General features: G+C 72.4%; 15 protein-coding genes. 4 read left to right on the forward strand and 11 right to left on the reverse strand.

Features of this window, described 5'->3' with window-relative positions:
* Positions 1 to 104: 104 nt before the first annotated feature.
* On the forward strand, positions 105 to 836 hold the full coding sequence (locus DY245_RS20780) for an alpha/beta hydrolase (RefSeq protein WP_128508752.1): 732 nt from the start codon (positions 105 to 107) through the stop codon (positions 834 to 836).
* Here the strand turns inward: DY245_RS20780 and DY245_RS20785 are convergent.
* From DY245_RS20785 to rsmI, 6 genes are all read right to left on the reverse strand, one after another.
* Positions 833 to 1735, reverse strand: a complete 903-nt coding sequence (locus DY245_RS20785) for a 4-(cytidine 5'-diphospho)-2-C-methyl-D-erythritol kinase (RefSeq protein WP_128508753.1) — start codon at positions 1733 to 1735, stop codon at positions 833 to 835. The two genes, DY245_RS20780 and DY245_RS20785, sit on opposite strands and share 4 nt — an antisense overlap.
* Positions 1732 to 2646: a 16S rRNA (adenine(1518)-N(6)/adenine(1519)-N(6))-dimethyltransferase RsmA gene (gene rsmA / locus DY245_RS20790; protein ID WP_128508754.1), complete on the reverse strand. Its 915-nt coding sequence runs from the start codon at positions 2644 to 2646 to the stop codon at positions 1732 to 1734. The genes DY245_RS20785 and rsmA overlap by 4 nt, the downstream gene beginning before the upstream one ends.
* On the reverse strand, positions 2643 to 3797 hold the full coding sequence (locus DY245_RS20795; protein WP_128508755.1) for a resuscitation-promoting factor: 1155 nt from the start codon (positions 3795 to 3797) through the stop codon (positions 2643 to 2645). The genes rsmA and DY245_RS20795 overlap by 4 nt, the downstream gene beginning before the upstream one ends.
* A gap of 115 nt (positions 3798 to 3912) precedes the next feature.
* The gene (locus tag DY245_RS20800) at positions 3913 to 4815 is read right to left on the reverse strand and encodes a TatD family hydrolase (RefSeq protein WP_128508756.1); all 903 of its coding nucleotides are present in this window, start codon (positions 4813 to 4815) and stop codon (positions 3913 to 3915) included.
* A gap of 33 nt (positions 4816 to 4848) precedes the next feature.
* Positions 4849 to 5310 carry a hypothetical protein gene (locus DY245_RS20805; protein WP_128508757.1) on the reverse strand — a complete coding sequence of 154 codons (462 nt, stop codon included), beginning with the start codon at positions 5308 to 5310 and terminating at the stop codon, positions 4849 to 4851.
* 215 nt (positions 5311 to 5525) lie between these two features.
* Entirely contained in the window at positions 5526 to 6413 is an 888-nt protein-coding gene (gene rsmI, locus DY245_RS20810; RefSeq protein WP_128508758.1) for a 16S rRNA (cytidine(1402)-2'-O)-methyltransferase, read from the reverse strand.
* A gap of 103 nt (positions 6414 to 6516) precedes the next feature.
* Here rsmI and DY245_RS20815 point away from each other — a divergent pair, with 103 nt between their 5' ends.
* From DY245_RS20815 to DY245_RS20825, 3 genes are all read left to right on the forward strand, one after another.
* Entirely contained in the window at positions 6517 to 8256 is a 1740-nt protein-coding gene (locus tag DY245_RS20815; RefSeq protein ID WP_128508759.1) for a dolichyl-phosphate-mannose--protein mannosyltransferase, read from the forward strand.
* A 165-nt stretch (positions 8257 to 8421) separates the two neighbouring features.
* Positions 8422 to 10048 (forward strand): penicillin-binding transpeptidase domain-containing protein (locus DY245_RS20820; protein ID WP_244943167.1); only part of this gene is annotated, 1627 nt, incomplete at its 3' end.
* A 269-nt stretch (positions 10049 to 10317) separates the two neighbouring features.
* Positions 10318 to 11169, forward strand: a complete 852-nt coding sequence (locus DY245_RS20825; protein ID WP_128508761.1) for a DMT family transporter — start codon at positions 10318 to 10320, stop codon at positions 11167 to 11169.
* A 90-nt stretch (positions 11170 to 11259) separates the two neighbouring features.
* Here DY245_RS20825 and DY245_RS20830 read toward each other — a convergent pair whose 3' ends face one another.
* The 5 genes from DY245_RS20830 to DY245_RS20850 form a co-directional block, all read right to left on the reverse strand.
* Positions 11260 to 12771 (reverse strand): alpha/beta hydrolase, encoded by a 1512-nt coding sequence (locus DY245_RS20830; RefSeq protein WP_244943168.1) that lies wholly within the window; start codon positions 12769 to 12771, stop codon positions 11260 to 11262.
* Between the two features lie 172 nt (positions 12772 to 12943).
* On the reverse strand, positions 12944 to 14149 hold the full coding sequence (locus DY245_RS20835) for a serine hydrolase domain-containing protein (protein WP_128508762.1): 1206 nt from the start codon (positions 14147 to 14149) through the stop codon (positions 12944 to 12946).
* 77 nt (positions 14150 to 14226) lie between these two features.
* Positions 14227 to 14997: an energy-coupling factor ABC transporter ATP-binding protein gene (locus DY245_RS20840; protein ID WP_128508763.1), complete on the reverse strand. Its 771-nt coding sequence runs from the start codon at positions 14995 to 14997 to the stop codon at positions 14227 to 14229.
* Positions 14994 to 15755, reverse strand: a complete 762-nt coding sequence (gene cbiQ / locus DY245_RS20845) for a cobalt ECF transporter T component CbiQ (protein WP_128508764.1) — start codon at positions 15753 to 15755, stop codon at positions 14994 to 14996. The genes DY245_RS20840 and cbiQ overlap by 4 nt, the downstream gene beginning before the upstream one ends.
* Before the next feature lies 1 nt (position 15756).
* A partial coding sequence (locus DY245_RS20850; protein ID WP_181923784.1) for a PDGLE domain-containing protein occupies positions 15757 to 16127 on the reverse strand: 371 nt, incomplete at its 5' end.

A 16127-nucleotide genomic window follows, 5' to 3' on the forward strand; every position in this document is an offset into this window, starting at 1 on the left:
ATCGATCGACGTTCCCAGCCTAGTCGGCGTGCGGAAGGGCTCCGGCCGGAGCCGAGTATCCGTACCGGATGACCTGGTGATCACTGTTGGATAGCGTGCCCGCCATGGCAACGGACACATGGGTGGAGACGGAACGCGGGCTGGTCTACGGCCCGAGCGGCAAGCAGCTGGACGCCTACCGTCCGGCGGGGGCGCCCGGGCCGGTGCCGACCGTGCTGCTGTGGCACGGCATCGGCCCCGACGAGCGGGATGTCCTCGAACCGCTGGCGCGGACCGCGGCGGCGCACGGCCTGCTGGTGCTCGTACCGGACTGGCGCTCGGACCCCGCGGACGGCGCCCGGGCACAGCTGCTGGAGTCGCTGGCGTTCGCCCGCAAGGAGGCGGGCGGGCTGGGCGGCGACGGGGAGTCGTTCGTGCTGGCCGGCTGGTCGGCCGGTGCGCCGGCCGCGCTGGGGGTCGCACTGCGGCCCGAGGTGGCGGACGGCCGGCGGCCGGCGGCGGTGGTCGGCATCGCGGGCCGCTACGACCTCCCGGCGTTCATCAGCGGCGGCGTTGCGCTGGCCGACCTCGCCGCGGGCCTGGACCCGGCCGTACCGGTCCACCTCGTCCACGGCAGCCGCGACACCATCGTGGACGCCGGGCACTCCCGCGACCTCGCCGAGGCGCTGCGCGCCGCGGGCCGGGAGGTGACGCTGCGGGAGACCGGGACGGACCACGCGGGCGTGATCATGACCGAGTACGACCCCGCGGTGAACCGGTGCCGCCCGACGACGGCGGAGCACGCCGTACGGGCGGGCAGGCTGGTGGCCGAGGTGCTGGTCGCGGCGGCCGGTTAGACGAGCGTCGCGCCCGGGGCGGGCGAGTCCGTCGTCCGCACCGCGCGGCAGGTGCCCGACGCCAGCAGCGCCTCCGCCACCTGCTGGGCCGACTCCGCGTCCTTGACCAGGAAGGCGGTGGTCGGCCCGGAGCCGGAGACCAGCGCGGCCAGCGCACCGGCGGCGGTGCCCGCCTCCAGCGTCGCGGCGAGCGCGGGGCGCAGGGAGAGCGCCGCGGGCTGCAGATCGTTGGCGAGCGTCGCGGCGAGTGCGGTGGCGTCGCCGGCCTCCAGCGCGGCCAGCAGTGCGGGGGCCGCCTCGGGCGCGGGCACGTCCGTGTCCGCCGTCAGCCGGTCGAACTCGCGGTAGACGGCCGGGGTGGACAGCCCGCCGTCGGCGACCGCGAAGACCCAGTGGAAGCCGCCGCCGACGGTGAGCGGCGTCAGCAGCTCGCCCCGGCCCCGGCCCAGCGCCGCCCCGCCGACCAGGCTGAACGGCACATCGCTGCCCAACTCGGCGCAGATCTCCAGGAGTTCGTCGCGCGAGGCGCCCGTCGACCAGAGCGCGTCGCAGGCCACCAGGGCACCGGCGGCGTCCGCGCTGCCGCCTGCCATACCGCCGGCGACCGGGATGTCCTTGGTGATGTGGAGGTGGACGTGCGGTTCGATGCCGTGCCGGGCGGCGAGCAGCTCGGCGGCGCGGGCCGCCAGGTTCGTCCGGTCCAGCGGGATCCGGTCGACGTCATGGCCCTCGGCGGTGATCCGCAGGGTGTCCGAGGGGGTGGCGGTGACCTCGTCGTAGAGGCCGACGGCGAGGAAGACATTCGCCAGGTCGTGGAAGCCGTCCGGGCGGGCGGCGCCGACCGCCAGCTGGACATTGACCTTCGCCGGTACCCGGACGGTGATCGCTGTGGTGGTCATGCGGCCGCTCCCCCGCTCTGCCGGATGCCGGGTGTGCCGCCCGGTCCCTTGTGCTCGGCGATCCGCGCGAACTCCTCGACGGTCAGTGCCTCACCGCGGGCCTGCGGGGAGACCCCCGCGGCGACCAGCGCGGCCTCCGCCGCGGCGGCCGAACCGGCCCACCCCGACAGCGCGGCCCGCAGCGTCTTGCGGCGCTGGGCGAACGCGGCGTCGACGACCGCGAAGACCTCGTCGCGGCTCGCCGAGGTCTCGATCGGCTTGTCGCGGCGTACGAGGGAGACCAGACCGGAGTCGACGTTGGGCGCGGGCCAGAAGACCTTGCGGCCGATGGCGCCGGCCCGCTTGACCTCGGCGTACCAGTTCGCCTTGACCGAGGGCACGCCGTAGACCTTGTTGCCGGGGCGGGCCGCCAGCCGGTCGGCGACCTCGGACTGCACCATGACCAGGGTGCGGTCGATGCTCGGGAAGGTCGCGAGCATGTGCAGCAGCACCGGCACCGCGACGTTGTAGGGCAGGTTGGCGACCAGCGCGGTCGGCGCGGGGCCGGGCAGCTCGGTGACGTGCATGGCGTCGCTGTGCACCAGCGCGAAGCGGTCGGCGCGCCCGGGCAGCCGGGCCGCGACGGTGTCCGGCAGCGCGGCCGCCAGCACCTCGTCGATCTCGACGGCGATGACCCGGTCGGCGGCCTCCAGCAGTGCCAGGGTCAGCGAGCCGAGGCCGGGGCCGATCTCGACGACGACATCGTCGGGCCCGACATCGGCGGTCCGCACGATACGGCGGACGGTGTTGGCGTCGATGACGAAGTTCTGGCCGCGCTGCTTGGTGGGACGAACGCCCAGCGCGGCGGCCAGCTCGCGGATGTCGGCGGGCCCCAGCAGGGGACCTGACTCGTCGGTGGGGCTGTTACTCACCCGTGAAGCTTACGGCCGCAGACCGGCCAGGGGCTCGCCCCCCGGGTGATGTAGAGCTTCTTGGCACGGTACGTCTGCTCCTGGGCGGGTGCGTCCTGCGGGCGGCCCCGGCCGCCCAGGGCCCGCCAGGTGGCGACATCGAACTGGTAGAGCCCGCCATAGTTGCCCGACGCGTCGACGGCGTCCAGCCTCCCGCCCGCCTCGCACTGGGCCAGCGCGTGCCAGGCGAGATGGTCGGCGCCGCGCACGGAGGTGGGCAGCACCCTGGTGCCGATGTGCACGATCTGCGGGCGCGGGGCGTGCACGACCTCGGTGTGCAGCCGCTTCGGCTTCTGCTTGACGCCGTTGACGGTGCGCAGCTTGTAGGTGACCCGGCGCACGCCGGGCCGCCCCTGCTGGACGACCGACTCGGTGCCGAGCGCCAGCTGCGGGTCGGTCCGTTTGACCGTACGGAACGCGATGGGCTCCTCGCGGACCTCCTTGGAGCCGGTGATCCGCAGTACGGAGACGGTCTGGCCCTCGCGCGGGAAGCTGTCCGGCGGCACCGAGGTGGTGTCCTGGTCGCGCAGGGCGAGACCGGCCTCGGCCAGCGCCTCGCGGACGGTGGCGGCGTTGGTGCGTACCCGGTACTCGCGGCCGTCGGCGACGAAGACCACCGAGCGTTCGGTGCGTACCGCCAGCTCCATGCCGTGCCGGCCGATGCGCCGGGAGCGGGAGGTCGACAGATAGGCGCCCTCGGCGCGGACGCCGAGCTGGTGGAGCGCGCCGGCGACGGTGTCGGCGGTGGTCCACACCCGGCGGCGCCGGCCGTCGATGGTGAGGACGACCGGGCGGCCGTGCCGGACGACGACCGCGTCGCCGCTGTCGAGGTCGGTGCCGGGGGCGGGCGCGACGATGTCGTGTGCGCCGATGTCGAGGTGCTCGTCGGCCAGCAGGTCCTCGACGTCGTCGGCGAAGGTGTGCAGGGTGCGCGGGGTGCCGTCGACGCTGAGCCGGATCGCCTTGTCGTGCGCGATGAAGGCGCTGGTGCCGCCTGCGAGGAAGGCGACGACCAGGGCCCGGGGCACCAGCCGGCGCAGCGCTTCGGGGCCATCGGCGCGGCGTCTACGACGGCCGCGCGCGGCGCGGTGGCTGCTCTGCGAATGACTCACGGCGCGCTCCACATGCCACGGATGCGGTTGACGGCCGGAATGTAGCGGAGCGGCGGTGACTCTCCAAAGTTGATCCGATACGGAAAGTGACTTTTCCGGGGGACGGCGGTTCCATTCAGAGGCCGAAAGCGCGCGCCGTATTGGCCGCTATGGCGGTGGCCAGCGCATCCTCCGTCGCCCCCTTGACCTCGGCCATCGCCCGCAAGGTGACCGGAATGAGGTACGGGGCGTTGGCCCGTCCGCGGTACGGCGCGGGGGTGAGGAAGGGCGCATCGGTCTCGACGAGGACGAGTTCGGGCGGGGCGACGGCGAGTGCGTCGCGCAGCGGCTGGGCGTTCTTGAAGGTGACATTGCCGGCGAAGGACATGTAGTAGCCGGCCGCCGCGCAGATCTTGGCCATCTCGGCGTCGCCGGAGTAGCAGTGGAAGACGGTCCGCTCGGGCGCGCCCTCCTCGCGCAGGATCCGCAGCACGTCCTCGTGCGCCTCCCGGTCGTGGATGACCAGGGCCTTGCCGTGCCGCTTGGCGATCTCGATATGGGCGCGGAAGGACCGCTCCTGCGCCGCCATGCCTTCAGGACCTGTACGGAAGTAGTCCAGCCCGGTCTCGCCGACGCCGCGCACCTGCGGCAGCGCGGCGAGCTTGTCGATCTCGGCGAGCGCGGCGTCCAGGGCGCCGTCGCCGCCGGCCTCCCGGGAGCCCTGCCGGGACCAGCCTTCGGGGTCGCCCAGCACGATCCGGGGCGCTTCGTTGGGGTGCAGCGCGACGGTGGCGTGCACGCTGTCGTACGCGGCCGCGGTGTCGGCGGCCCACCGCGAACCGGCCAGGTCGCAGCCCACCTGGACGACGGTGGTCACGCCGACGGAGGCGGCCTTGGCGAGCGCCTCCTCGACCGTGCGTGTGGGGGCACCTCCCAGCGGTAGCTGGGGGAGCATGTCCAGGTGGGTGTGCGAATCCGCCACCGCCACCCGAAGCGGTTCGGGCAGCGGCGGCGGGGTGTTCTTGTCCTGCGGGGCCATGGCCGAGATCCTACGAGGACCGCGGCCGGAACCTCACTTGCGGTGGCTCTGGAAGGGGTGCAGCAGGTCGGACAGGTGCCAGTGGTGGCGCCCGCCGTCCGCGCCCTCGGCGGTGCTGCCGCCACAGTCCGCGGCGCCCTCGGAGGCCGGCTGCTTCTTCTTCTGGTTGCCGTTATGGCGCTGATGCATGTTCGCGATCGCGTCGGAGACCATCGAGACCTGGCCGGAGCGCATGATGCGTACGACGTTGGTGCCGCAGTTGAGGCAGGTGGGGCAGGTCAACGGCGACGGCACCCGCTCGCCGTCCGCGTAGTAGACGACATGGAGCTCGCCCTTGCCGTCGACCTGGTGGACTATCTCGTACGCCTGCTCCCAGCCGTAGCCGCATTTCATGCAGGCGAAGGAGTACGCCTCGTGCGCGGCGGCCTCCGGCTGGGGAATCGGGTGGACTCCGCTGGTGGTGGAAACGCCAGTGGTCTTAGCGATCTCGCTCATGTGCGCTCCTCTTGTCCGCTGGACAAGGTCTCCGGGAACCGTTCGTCCCACGCACCAGTGGACGCCTTTCCCGGCCGCAACGCAGCTGTTCAGCGACGCTATTGGCCCAGATTTGGCCAACGGTAGGAAAATCACCCTATTGCCTCGGCCTGCGCTTTACCTTTCAAGCCAGCCATTTACCTTCTGATGAGTCGGTTTTCGCCGTGGCCCGCGCATCATTTCTCGCCAGGGGCCTTCGCGGAGTTCTTCGCCGGGTCCTTCGCCGCGGTTTTCGCCGCGACCACGGCATCGAAGACCTCCCGCTTGGGCAGCCCGGCCTCCGCGGCGACCGCGGCGATGGCTTCCTTGCGCCGCTCCCCGGCCTCCTCACGGACCCGCACCCGGCGCACCAGCTCCTCGGCTCCCAGATCCTGCGGCCCGCTCTCCGGAGCGCCCTCGACCACGATGGTGATCTCCCCGCGTACGCCCTCGGCCGCCCACGGCGCGAGTTCGCCCAGCGATCCGCGCTTGACCTCCTCGTACGTCTTGGTCAGCTCGCGGCAGACCGCGGCGCGCCGCTCGGCGCCGAAGATCTCGGCCATCGCGGCCAGGGTGTCGTCCAGGCGGTGCGGAGCCTCGAAGTAGACCAGGGTGCGCCGCTCGTCCTCGACCTCGCGCAGCCGGGAGCGCCGCTCTCCGGCCTTGCGGGGCAAGAACCCCTCGAAGCAGAAGCGGTCCACCGGCAGCCCGGACACGGCCAGGGCGGTGAGCACCGCGCTGGGGCCCGGTACGGCCGTGACCTTGATGTCGCGCTCGACGGCCGCGGCGACCAGGCGGTAGCCGGGGTCGGAGACCGAGGGCATCCCCGCGTCGGTGACCAGCAGCACCCGCGCGCCACCGGCCAGCGCATCGGCCAACTCGGGCGTCCTGGCCGCCTCGTTGCCCTCGAAGTACGACACGATCCGCCCGCGCGGCTGGACATCCAGCGCCTGGGTCAGCCGGCGCAGCCGCCGGGTGTCCTCTGCGGCGATCACATCGGCGGCCGCCAGTTCGGTGGCGAGCCGCGGCGGCGCGTCCGCGATCTCACCGATGGGCGTCCCTGCAAGTACCAGCGTTCCAGTCACCTCCCCATCCTCCCAGCCCGTCCTCCCAAGAACGCCGCCGCGCCCCGATCCGCCGTCATCCCCCGGTGGCGCTCCGCGCCGGCCCACAGGCCACTTCCCTACGATGGGCCGGGTGACAAGTGACACCACCGCGACCGACGCCGCCGTGCAGCGCGCCCCGGAGCCGGCCGAGCAGCCCCCTGTGTGGCAGCGGCGGCTGCGCCGCTTCGGGTATCCCGGCCGCCCGCAGGCCGATGTCCGCGCGCGGCTGGTGCCCGCCTTCCCCGAGCCCAGCGGCCGGCTGTGGGCGGTGTTCGGCGCGGGCCCGGACACCGCGGCCCGGCTGACGCGCTGGTCGGGCTGGGCCGGTCCGCTGCTGGTGACGCTATTCGCGGGGGTGCTGCGGTTCTGGGACCTGGGCAGCCCGCGGAAGGTCATATTCGACGAGACGTACTACCCCAAGGACGCCTGGTCGCTGCTGCAGTACGGCTACGAGGGCACCTGGGCCAAGAACGCCAATGACGCGCTGGTCGGGCATCCGTCGCAGATCCTGCTCTCGCCCGAGCACTCGTACGTCGTGCACCCGCCGATGGGCAAGTGGCTGATCGCGCTCGGCGAGTGGGCGTTCGGGATGAACCCCTTCGGCTGGCGGTTCATGGTCGCGCTGCTCGGCACGCTGTCGGTGCTGCTGATCTGCCGGATCGGCCGCCGGCTGATGCGGTCGACGGCGCTCGGCTGTCTGGCGGGCACCTTGCTGGCGCTGGACGGGCTGCACTTCGTGATGAGCCGGACCGCGCTGCTCGATCTGATCGTGATGTTCTGGGTGGTGGCCGCCTTCGGCTGCCTGCTGGTCGACCGGGACCGCACCCGGGCCCGGCTGGCGGCGGCGCTGCCGATCGGCCCGGACAGTCTTGCGCGCCCGGACGACGAGGTCGGCGACCGGCTGCGGCTGGGGTGGCGGCCGTGGCGGATCGCGGCGGGGCTGTGCCTGGGCCTGTCCGCCGCGACGAAATGGAACGGCCTGTATTTCCTCGCGGCGTTCGCCCTGATGTCGGTGCTCTGGGACGTCGCGGCCCGCCGTACGGCCGGCGCCCGCCGCCCCTTCCGCTCGGCCGTGCGCCGCGATGTGCTGCCCGCTTTCGGGTCCACCGTCGTCGTCGCGCTCGCCGCCTACCTCGCGTCCTGGTCGGGCTGGATCGCCACCAAGGGCGGCTACTACCGCGACTGGGCGACCACCGCCGACGGCCAGCGGGCCGGCTGGACCTGGCTGCCGGACTGGCTGCGCAGCCTGTGGCACTACCAGACCGAGGTCTACGCCTTCCACACCGGACTGACCACCCCGCACACCTACCAGTCCAACCCCTGGAGCTGGCTCGTCCTGGGCCGCCCCGTCTCGTACTTCTACGAGGACCCCAAGGCCGGCCAGGACGGCTGCGCCGCGGCCGAGGGCTGTGCGCGCGAGGTGCTCGCACTGGGCACCCCGCTGCTGTGGTGGGCCGCCTGCTTCGCGCTGCTCTACGTCCTCTACCGCTGGCTGTTCCAGCGGGACTGGCGGGCCGGCGCCATCGCCTGCGGGATCGCGGCGGGCTATCTGCCGTGGTTCCTCTACCAGGAGCGGACGATCTTCCTCTTCTACGCGGTGGTGTTCGTCCCGTTCCTGTGTCTGGCGCTGGCCATGATGATCGGCGCGATCATCGGCCCGCCGGGTTCGAGCGAGCGCCGCCGCACCATCGGCGCGGTGGGCGCCGGCGTCCTCATCCTCCTCATCGCCTGGAATTTCATCTACTTCTACCCCCTCTATACGGGTATGCCGATCCCCAAGAGCGCCTGGCACCACCGGATGTGGTTCGACACCTGGGTGTGAGCGGGGCCCGCGGCCGCATGCGACAACTCCGTAACAGACATACAACAGCGCGTCACCGGACCGTGCCCTGATCGAGACGCACGGCCTCGCCCCGTGTCCCTTAGAGTGCGGTGCACGTTCTTGTGTGCGTATTCAAGGACGAGACTCCGGGAGGGAATCGGTGGCATGCGCCGTGAGGTGAAGTACGGGCTGATCGGCGGATCGGTGGCCCTGGTGGCGGGAGTCGTGGGCGGCCTCACGCTGTTCGGCGGCTCGGACGAGTCATCACCGACGGAGGTGAGGTCGGCGGACGCCAAGGCGGGCGACAGCGCGCCCAAGGTGCCGACCGGGCCGCTGTCGGCCAAGGAAGTACAGACGACGGCACAGGAGTTCCTGACCGCCTGGCAGACCGGCGACGCCGCCAAGGCCGCCGCGCTGACGGACAGTCCGGAGGCCGCCAAGAGCGCGCTTGCGGCCTTCGCCAAGCAGGCGCGGTTCTCGAAGGTGACGGTGACGCCGGGCACACCGGCCGGCGCCAAGGTGCCGTACACCGTCGCCGCGCAGATCGACTTCAACGGCACCAAGGCGCCGTACTCGTACCGCACCTCGGCGACCGTGCAGCGCGACAAGACCACCGGGAAGCCGCGGATCGCCTGGCAGCCGGCCGTGCTGCACCCGGGCCTCGCCAAGGGCGACCAGCTGCGTACGGGCGAGGCCGAGGCGCCGCCGATCAAGGCCGTGGACCGCAACGGCAAGGAGCTGACGCCCAAGGCGCATCCGGCGCTTGCCGGGGTGCTGGACAGCCTGCGCGACAAGTACGGTGACAAGACCGACGGCAAGCCCGGTGTGGAGCTGTTCATCCACCGCGCCAAGAGCGCCAAGCCCGCCGACCAGCTGCCCGAAAAGACGCTGAAGGTGCTCTCCAAGGGCACCCCCGGCACCCTCAAGACCACGCTGGACGCCACGCTCCAGTCGGCGGCGGAGAACGCCGTCAAGGGCAAGAAGGCGGCGTCCGCGGCCGCGATCAAGCCCAGCACCGGCGAGATCCTGGCGATCGCCAACTCCCCGACGAAGGGCTTCAACGTCGCCACCCAGGGGTCGCTGGCCCCCGGTTCGACGATGAAGATCGTGACCTCGGCGATGCTGATCGACAAGGGCATGACCACGCCGAACAAGCCGCACCCGTGCCCCAAGTACGTGACGGTCGGCGGCTGGAAGTTCCAGAACCTCGACAAGTCCGAGATCCCGCACGGCACCTTCGCGCAGAGCTTCGCCGCGTCCTGCAACAACGCCTTCATCTCGCAGGCCAAGGACCTCAGCGACGACGATCTGACGAAGGAGGCCCGGGACGTCTTCGGCATCGGCCTCAACTGGCAGACCGGTATCCCCACCTTCGACGGCGCGGTGCCGGTGCAGCACGACGCGCAGATGGCCGCCTCGCTGATCGGCCAGGGCGGGGTGCGGATGAACCCGCTCAATGTGGCCTCGCTCGCCGCGACGGTCCGCGCCGGCTCCTTCCACCAGCCGTACATCGTCGCGCCGCAGCTGGACAACCGGACGTTCGCCAAGGCGGCCCGCACGATGAAGCCGGGCACCGCGTCCGCCCTGAAGTCGCTGATGAGGCTGACCGCGACCGCCGGTACGGCGGCCGAGGCGATGTCCGGGATCGGCGGTGACATCGGCGCCAAGACCGGCTCCGCCGAGGTCGACGGCCAGAAGAAGCCCAACGCCTGGTTCACCGCCTACCGCGACGACCTCGCCGCGGCGGCCGTCGTCCCGGCCAGCGGCCACGGCGGCTCCAACGCGGGCCCGGNGCCGCGGCGGCCGTCGTCCCGGCCAGCGGCCACGGCGGCTCCAACGCGGGCCCGGTGGTCCGCGCCATCCTCACCGCGGGCTGACCGGTAGGGGGCGCCCCCACGGCGCCCCCGCAGCCCCGCCACCGGATTTCGTTCGCATGGCCCGTACAGCTTTCGCTAGCGTGCGGGCCATGAGCGATTCCGCGTCCGACGCCGCCACCCCACAGACCATCAGCTCACCGGCCCACCCCCGGTTCGCCGAGGCGCTCACCGGGCTGGGCCTTTCGTGACGCCGCTCGTCGTCGCGGCCGTCCTGGTCGCCGCTATCACCCACGCCAGCTGGAACGCCATCGCCCACGGCATACGCGACCAGCTGCTGGCCTTCACCCTGGTCGGCGGCGGCGGCACCGTCTGCGGCATCGCGATGGCCGCGTTCACCCCGCTGCCCGCCGCCGGCGCCTGGCCCTGCCTGCTGGCCTCCGCCGTCCTGCACATCGTCTACCAGGCCCTGCTCATGCGGTCGTTCCGGCTGGGCGACTTCGGCCAGATGTACCCCATCGCCCGCGGCACCGCGCCCCTGGTCGTCACCGTCCTGGCCGCCGTCTTCGTCCATGAACTCCCCGACCGCTGGGCGCTGGCGGGCGTCGCCCTGGCCTCGGCGGGCCTGGTCGGCGTCGCCCTGTGGGGCATCCGCGGCTCCGGGGCACGGCCGCACTGGCCGGCCATCATCGCCGCCCTGGCCACCGGCCTGTCCATCGCCGCCTACACCACCGTGGACGGCCTGGGCGTCCGCGCCTCCGGCACCTCCCTCGGCTATATCGCCTGGCTGATGATCCTGGAAGGCACCGCGATCCCCGCCTACGCGCTCGCCACCCGCCGCGGCCGACTCCTCGCCGAACTACGCCCGTTCGCGCTGCGCGGCATGGCCGGCGGCATCCTCTCCGTCTTCGCCTACGGCCTGGTCCTGTGGGCCCAGACCCGCGCCCCGCTGGCCCCCATCGCCGCGCTGCGCGAGTCCTCCATCATCGTCGGCGCCGCCATCGGCGCCCTCTTCTTCAAGGAACGCTTCGGCGCTCCCCGCATCGCCGCGGCCGGCCTGATGGTCATCGGCATCGGCCTGATGCTGCACACGGGGTGAGGCGCCGGGGGCGGCACCGGCCTCGGTCACCCACCCTTCAGGTGGGAGCACCACCCCCGGCAACAAGCAGATGCCGCCGGCCCGGCCCCGTCAACGGTGGGGGTACACCGTGCCGCGGGGCGGGGTCTTCAGCGTACGGAGATAGGTGTCGATCGCCTGTGCCGGGAGCGGCGACTGGCACTTGCGGTAGAGCCAGTGGTCCACCGCGTCGAGGACGGCGAGCCTCCCCTTCGGGAATTCCTGTGCCATGCGCCGCGCACCCGGCAGCGGGGTCGCCAGGTCGTGTGTGGCGTTCACCACCAGGACCGGCGGGAGCGTGCCCTTGGCCTGGGCCGGCTCCGGTTCGGGCGCGGCCGGCCATCCCTGGCAGCCGAGGATCATGTCCAGGGCCTGGGAGTTGTACCGACTGTGCGGGTTGGCGGACATCGCCCGCTGACGCAGCTCGCGGTAGTGGGCCCAGTCACGGAGGCGGAAGTCGTAGTCCCGGCAGATCACGGTGCGCCAGGCGAGCTGCGGAGTGCTGTCGGTCCAGTAGACCTTGCCCGTGCCGCTGTTCAGGGCGTCCAGCTGCTCAGCGGTGGTCTGCGGGTTCCACTTCCCCAGATAGGAGGTGAGGAAGCCGGACAGCTGGTCAGCGGTGACCTTCTTCCGCGTGGGGCCGTGCCGCCCCGGTTCGAACAGCCTGCCCGCATCGGCGCGTGCGAAGAGCCCGCGGACGACGGCCTGCACGTCCTGGCCTTTCAGGGCGCACGAGGTGTCCTTCGCGCACCAGTCCGCGAGCTGCTGCACCCCGCCCTCGGCGGCGGCGGAACCGTCCATGAGGAAGCGCTCGGCGTCCGGCCGGGACGGGTCCATTGCGCTGTCGAGGGCGAGCGCGCGGAGCTTCTGCGGGAAGAGGCGGGCGTATTGCCGGCCGATGAGCGTGCCGTAGGAGTGGCCGAGGAAGCTGATCTTCTTCTCGCCGAGGGCGGTGCGGATCGCGTCCATGTCGCGGGCGACGCTGACGCTGTCCATGTGGTCGGCGAGCGGCCCGCTGCGCGTCCGGCAGCTGTCGGCGAGCCGCTTGTTGAGGGTGCGCATCCGCTGGAACTCGGCGGCGCTCTCCGGGCGGGTGGGGATCTTCGCAGCGAGCTCGTCGTCGCACCGGAGCTGCGCGCTGCGGCCGATGCCGCGCGGGTCGAAGCCGATGATGTCGAAGCGGCTCCGGATGTTCTTGTCGTAGCCGTCGACCGGGCTGTCGGCGTAGTAGGCATCGTCCAGGCCGGAGCTCCCGGGGCCGCCCGGGTTCGAGAACAGAACACCGAGGCGCTTCTTGGGGGCGGTGGCCTTCTGGCGGGCCACGGCGATCTTCATCGTCGGCCCGTCCGGCTTCGCCCAGTCGACCGGAACCTCCACCGTCCCGCACCGGGCCCGTTTGCTCGGGGAGGGGAAGGGCGGCTCGGCCTTGGGGCAGGCGGACCAGTGGATCGTCCGCGCCGGGGCTGCGGCCGTCTCCGCCCCCGGACTCGCCGACGCGCTCGACGGGACGAGAAGTGACGTGGCAAGCACTGCCGCTCCCGCCACGGCCGTGATGCCGACCGTGCCGCGCTTTACAGGGGACATCGACCTGTGGTTCACCACGGGCCGGGAAGGGGGATCCGAAGCGTTCATGGCACATACCCTCACGGCCCCGCATGATGACCGTTCCATGGGCACATGATGGCGACGTAACAGCGATGTCCTCCGGCCGGCCCGCCCCGGCGGGTACACCGCGGCCGCGCGCCGCAACCCCACCTCATACAGCGGCAACGGCCCGCAGCAGCGCCTGGGCCCGCGGGTCCGCCGTCACGTTCTTCTGCATCCCGTTGGTGATGTAGCCGAAGGCGATACCGCTCTCCGGGTCGGCGCCGGCCAGTGCGCCCCCGCGTCCGGGATGCCCGAAGGAGCCGGGGGCCAGGAGCGGTGAGGCCGGTCCGTGGAGCATGAAGCCGAGGCCGAAGCGGGTGTTGACCAGGAGGGTGCGGTCGGGGCCGGCGGACTCCTCGGTGCGGGCGAGGGTGAGGGTCGCGGGCGCGAAGAGGCGCGGGTGCTCGTCGACGGCGCCGATGAGCGCGGCGTAACAGCGCGCCAGCGAGCGGGCGGTGGCGATGCCCGCGGAGGCCGGCAGCTCGGCGGCCCGGTAGGCGGGCGCATTCTCGTCGGGCGCCGGGGAGATCGCCGCGAAGGAGCGGCTGGTGAGCGAGTCCGGATCGGCGTACGCATCGGCGACGGTCCGCTTCGGACGCACCCGCAGGCCGGTCGAAGCCGGCGGCAAAGGTGTCTCGACGGAGGCGAGCCGGCCGACGTGGGACTGGGCCGCCTCGGGGAGGCCGAGCCACAGGTCGAGGCCGAGCGGCCCGGATATCTCCTCGGCGATCCAGCTGCCGATGGTGCGGCCGGTGACCCGCAGCACCAGCTCGCCGATCAGCCAGCTGTAGGTCTGGGCGTGGTAGCCGTGGTCCGTGCCGGGCTCCCAGACGGGGGCCTGGGCGGCGACCGCGGCGGGGCCGCTGACGCCGTCGATGGCCTGGGCGGGGGTGAGCGGGGTGTCCAGCACCGGCAGCCCGGCGCGGTGCGAGAGCAGATGGCGGACCAGTACGCGTTCCTTGCCGGCGGCCTTGAACTCGGGCCAGTACGTGCCGACCGGTGCGTCCAGGTCGAGCTGTCCGCGCTGGTGCAGCAGCAGCGGGACGATGGCGGCGATGCCCTTGGAGGCGGACCGGATCAGCTGGGAGGTGCCGGCCTCCCAGGGCGCGGGCGCGACCGGCCCGTCCGCGGCCGCGTCGCCGTCCTTCGTACCGCCCCACAGGTCCACGACCTTGTGCCCGTGCCGGTACACGGCGACCGCCGCTCCCCGCTCTCCGCGCCGCGCGAAGTTGGCTGCGAAGGCGTCCCGGACCGGCTCGAAGCCGTCCTCGACCGTGCCCTGGACGTCCACCACTGATTCCCGCTTCCCACTCATCCGTCGCTTTCGTGACCCATCAATGGTGCAACGCGCGGATCAGTGCTGATGACCAGGGCGACGGCTCGTGGTGTTCGTCACAGGGGAACGTCGACCGACCGCGGATCGAACCCGAAGGGCAGTTCGAGCCGGTGGGTGCGCATCAGTTCCTCGTCGCACAGCAGCTCCTGGGTGGTCCCGTCGGCGACGATCACACCGCCGGAGAGCACGACGGACCGCGGGCACAGCTCCAGTGCGTACGGCAGATCGTGGGTGACCATCAGGACGGTGACGTCCAACGACCGCAGGATGTCGGCGAGTTCACGGCGGGAGGCCGGGTCGAGGTTGGACGACGGCTCGTCGAGGACGAGGATCTCCGGGCGCATCGCCAGTACCGTCGCGACGGCGACCCGGCGGCGCTGCCCGAAGGAGAGGTGGTGCGGCGGCCGGTCGGCGAAGTCCGCCATGCCGACCCGGGTGAGCGCCTCGGTGACCCGTGCTTCGAGTTCGGCGCCGCGCAGCCCCGAGGAGGCCGGCCCGAAGGCGACGTCTTCGCGGACGGTGGGCATGAACAGCTGGTCGTCGGGGTCCTGGAAGACGATGCCGACGCGGCGGCGGATCTCCGCGAGGTGGTCCTTGGCGACCGGGAGCCCGGCGACCGCGACGGTGCCGGCGCCCGCTTCGAGGATGCCGTTGAGGTGGAGTACGAGGGTGGTCTTGCCGGCGCCGTTGGGCCCGAGCAGCGCGACCCGCTCACCGCGGCCGACGGTCAGATCGACGCCGAAGAGCGCCTGATGGCCGTCGGGGTAGGCGTAGGCGAGGCCGGAGACGGCGAGGGAGGGGGCGGATGCGGGCGTGGCGGTACTCAAAGGGTCCATCCCAGGAGGCAGACGGCGAGCGCGGCGAGGGGGAGGGCGGCCGCGCGGGTCCATTGTGTGCGGCCTGCGGTGGTCGCGTCGACGACGGGCATGGTGCCGGTGTAGCCGCGGCTGACCATGGCGAGGTGGACGCGTTCACCGCGCTCGTAGGAGCGGATGAACAGCGCACCGGCGGATTTGGCGAGCACACCCCAGTGACGTACGCCACGCGCCTCGAAGCCGCGGGAGAGGCGGGCGATCCGCATCCGCCGCATCTCGTCGGTGATCACATCGCCGTAGCGGATCATGAAGGACGCGATCTGGACGAGCAGCGGCGGCATCTTGAGCCGCTGGAGGCCCAACAGGAGTTCACGCAGCTCGGTGGTGGAGGCGAGCAGCACGGACGCGGCGACGCCCAGCGTGCCCTTGGCGAGGATGTTCCAGGCGCCCCACAGTCCGGACCCGCTCAGGCTCAGCCCGAGGACCTGGACCTGCGGCCCTTCTGCGACGAACGGCATCAGCAGGGCGAACGCGACGAACGGCACCTCGATCAGCAGCCGCTTGAGCAGAAACCCGGCCGGGATCCGGGCGGCCCCCGCGACGGCCGCGATCAGCACCGCGTACAGCCCGAACGCCCAGGCCGCCTCGCGCGGCGTGGAGACGACGATCAGTACGAAGCAGAAGACCGCCGCGATTTTGCAGTGCGCGGGCAAGGCGTGCACCGGCGAATGCCCGTGCCGGTAGAGCTTGTGCGCGTGCCCGGCGCCCATCTCAGGCGTTCTCCGGCGCCGGACGCTCGGCGCCCGCGCCCGTCTGCCCGGCGGTGCCGGCGCTCCGGCGGCGCCGGATCACCACGAACACGCCCGTCCCGACGGCCAGCGTGGCGCCGACCCCGATGACACCGGCGAGGCCGCCGGCCAGACGCGGGTCGGCGATGTCCTTGATGCTGTAGTCGGCGAGCGGGGAGTCCTTGGTGGCGTGGTCCTCGGCCTTGGCGTCGATGCCGTGGTCGTGCGCGACCTTCTCCAGGCCGTCGGGGCTGGCGGAGGCGTAGTAGCTGAGGCCGCCGGCGCACACCAGGGCGGCGGCGAGCCCGGCCAGCCAGACGCGGCGGGCCGAACGGCGGGGGGCGGCGCCGGCCG

It is taken from the genome of Streptomyces inhibens, from assembly GCF_003389455.1.
Taxonomy (GTDB): domain Bacteria; phylum Actinomycetota; class Actinomycetes; order Streptomycetales; family Streptomycetaceae; genus Streptomyces; species Streptomyces inhibens.

Excerpts from the sequence above, each read along its gene's own strand:
- DY245_RS20780 (WP_128508752.1), top strand. The coding sequence starts at position 105 with ATGGCAACGGACACATGGGTGGAGACGGAACGCGGGCTGGTCTACGGC.
- DY245_RS20805 (WP_128508757.1), bottom strand. The coding sequence starts at position 5,310 with ATGAGCGAGATCGCTAAGACCACTGGCGTTTCCACCACCAGCGGAGTC.
- cbiQ (WP_128508764.1), bottom strand. The coding sequence starts at position 15,755 with ATGGGCGCCGGGCACGCGCACAAGCTCTACCGGCACGGGCATTCGCCG.
- DY245_RS20800 (WP_128508756.1), bottom strand. The coding sequence starts at position 4,815 with ATGGCCCCGCAGGACAAGAACACCCCGCCGCCGCTGCCCGAACCGCTT.
- DY245_RS20835 (WP_128508762.1), bottom strand. The coding sequence starts at position 14,149 with ATGAGTGGGAAGCGGGAATCAGTGGTGGACGTCCAGGGCACGGTCGAG.
- DY245_RS20785 (WP_128508753.1), bottom strand. The coding sequence starts at position 1,735 with ATGACCACCACAGCGATCACCGTCCGGGTACCGGCGAAGGTCAATGTC.
- DY245_RS20815 (WP_128508759.1), top strand. The coding sequence starts at position 6,517 with ATGGGCCGGGTGACAAGTGACACCACCGCGACCGACGCCGCCGTGCAG.
- DY245_RS20830 (WP_244943168.1), bottom strand. The coding sequence starts at position 12,771 with ATGTCCCCTGTAAAGCGCGGCACGGTCGGCATCACGGCCGTGGCGGGA.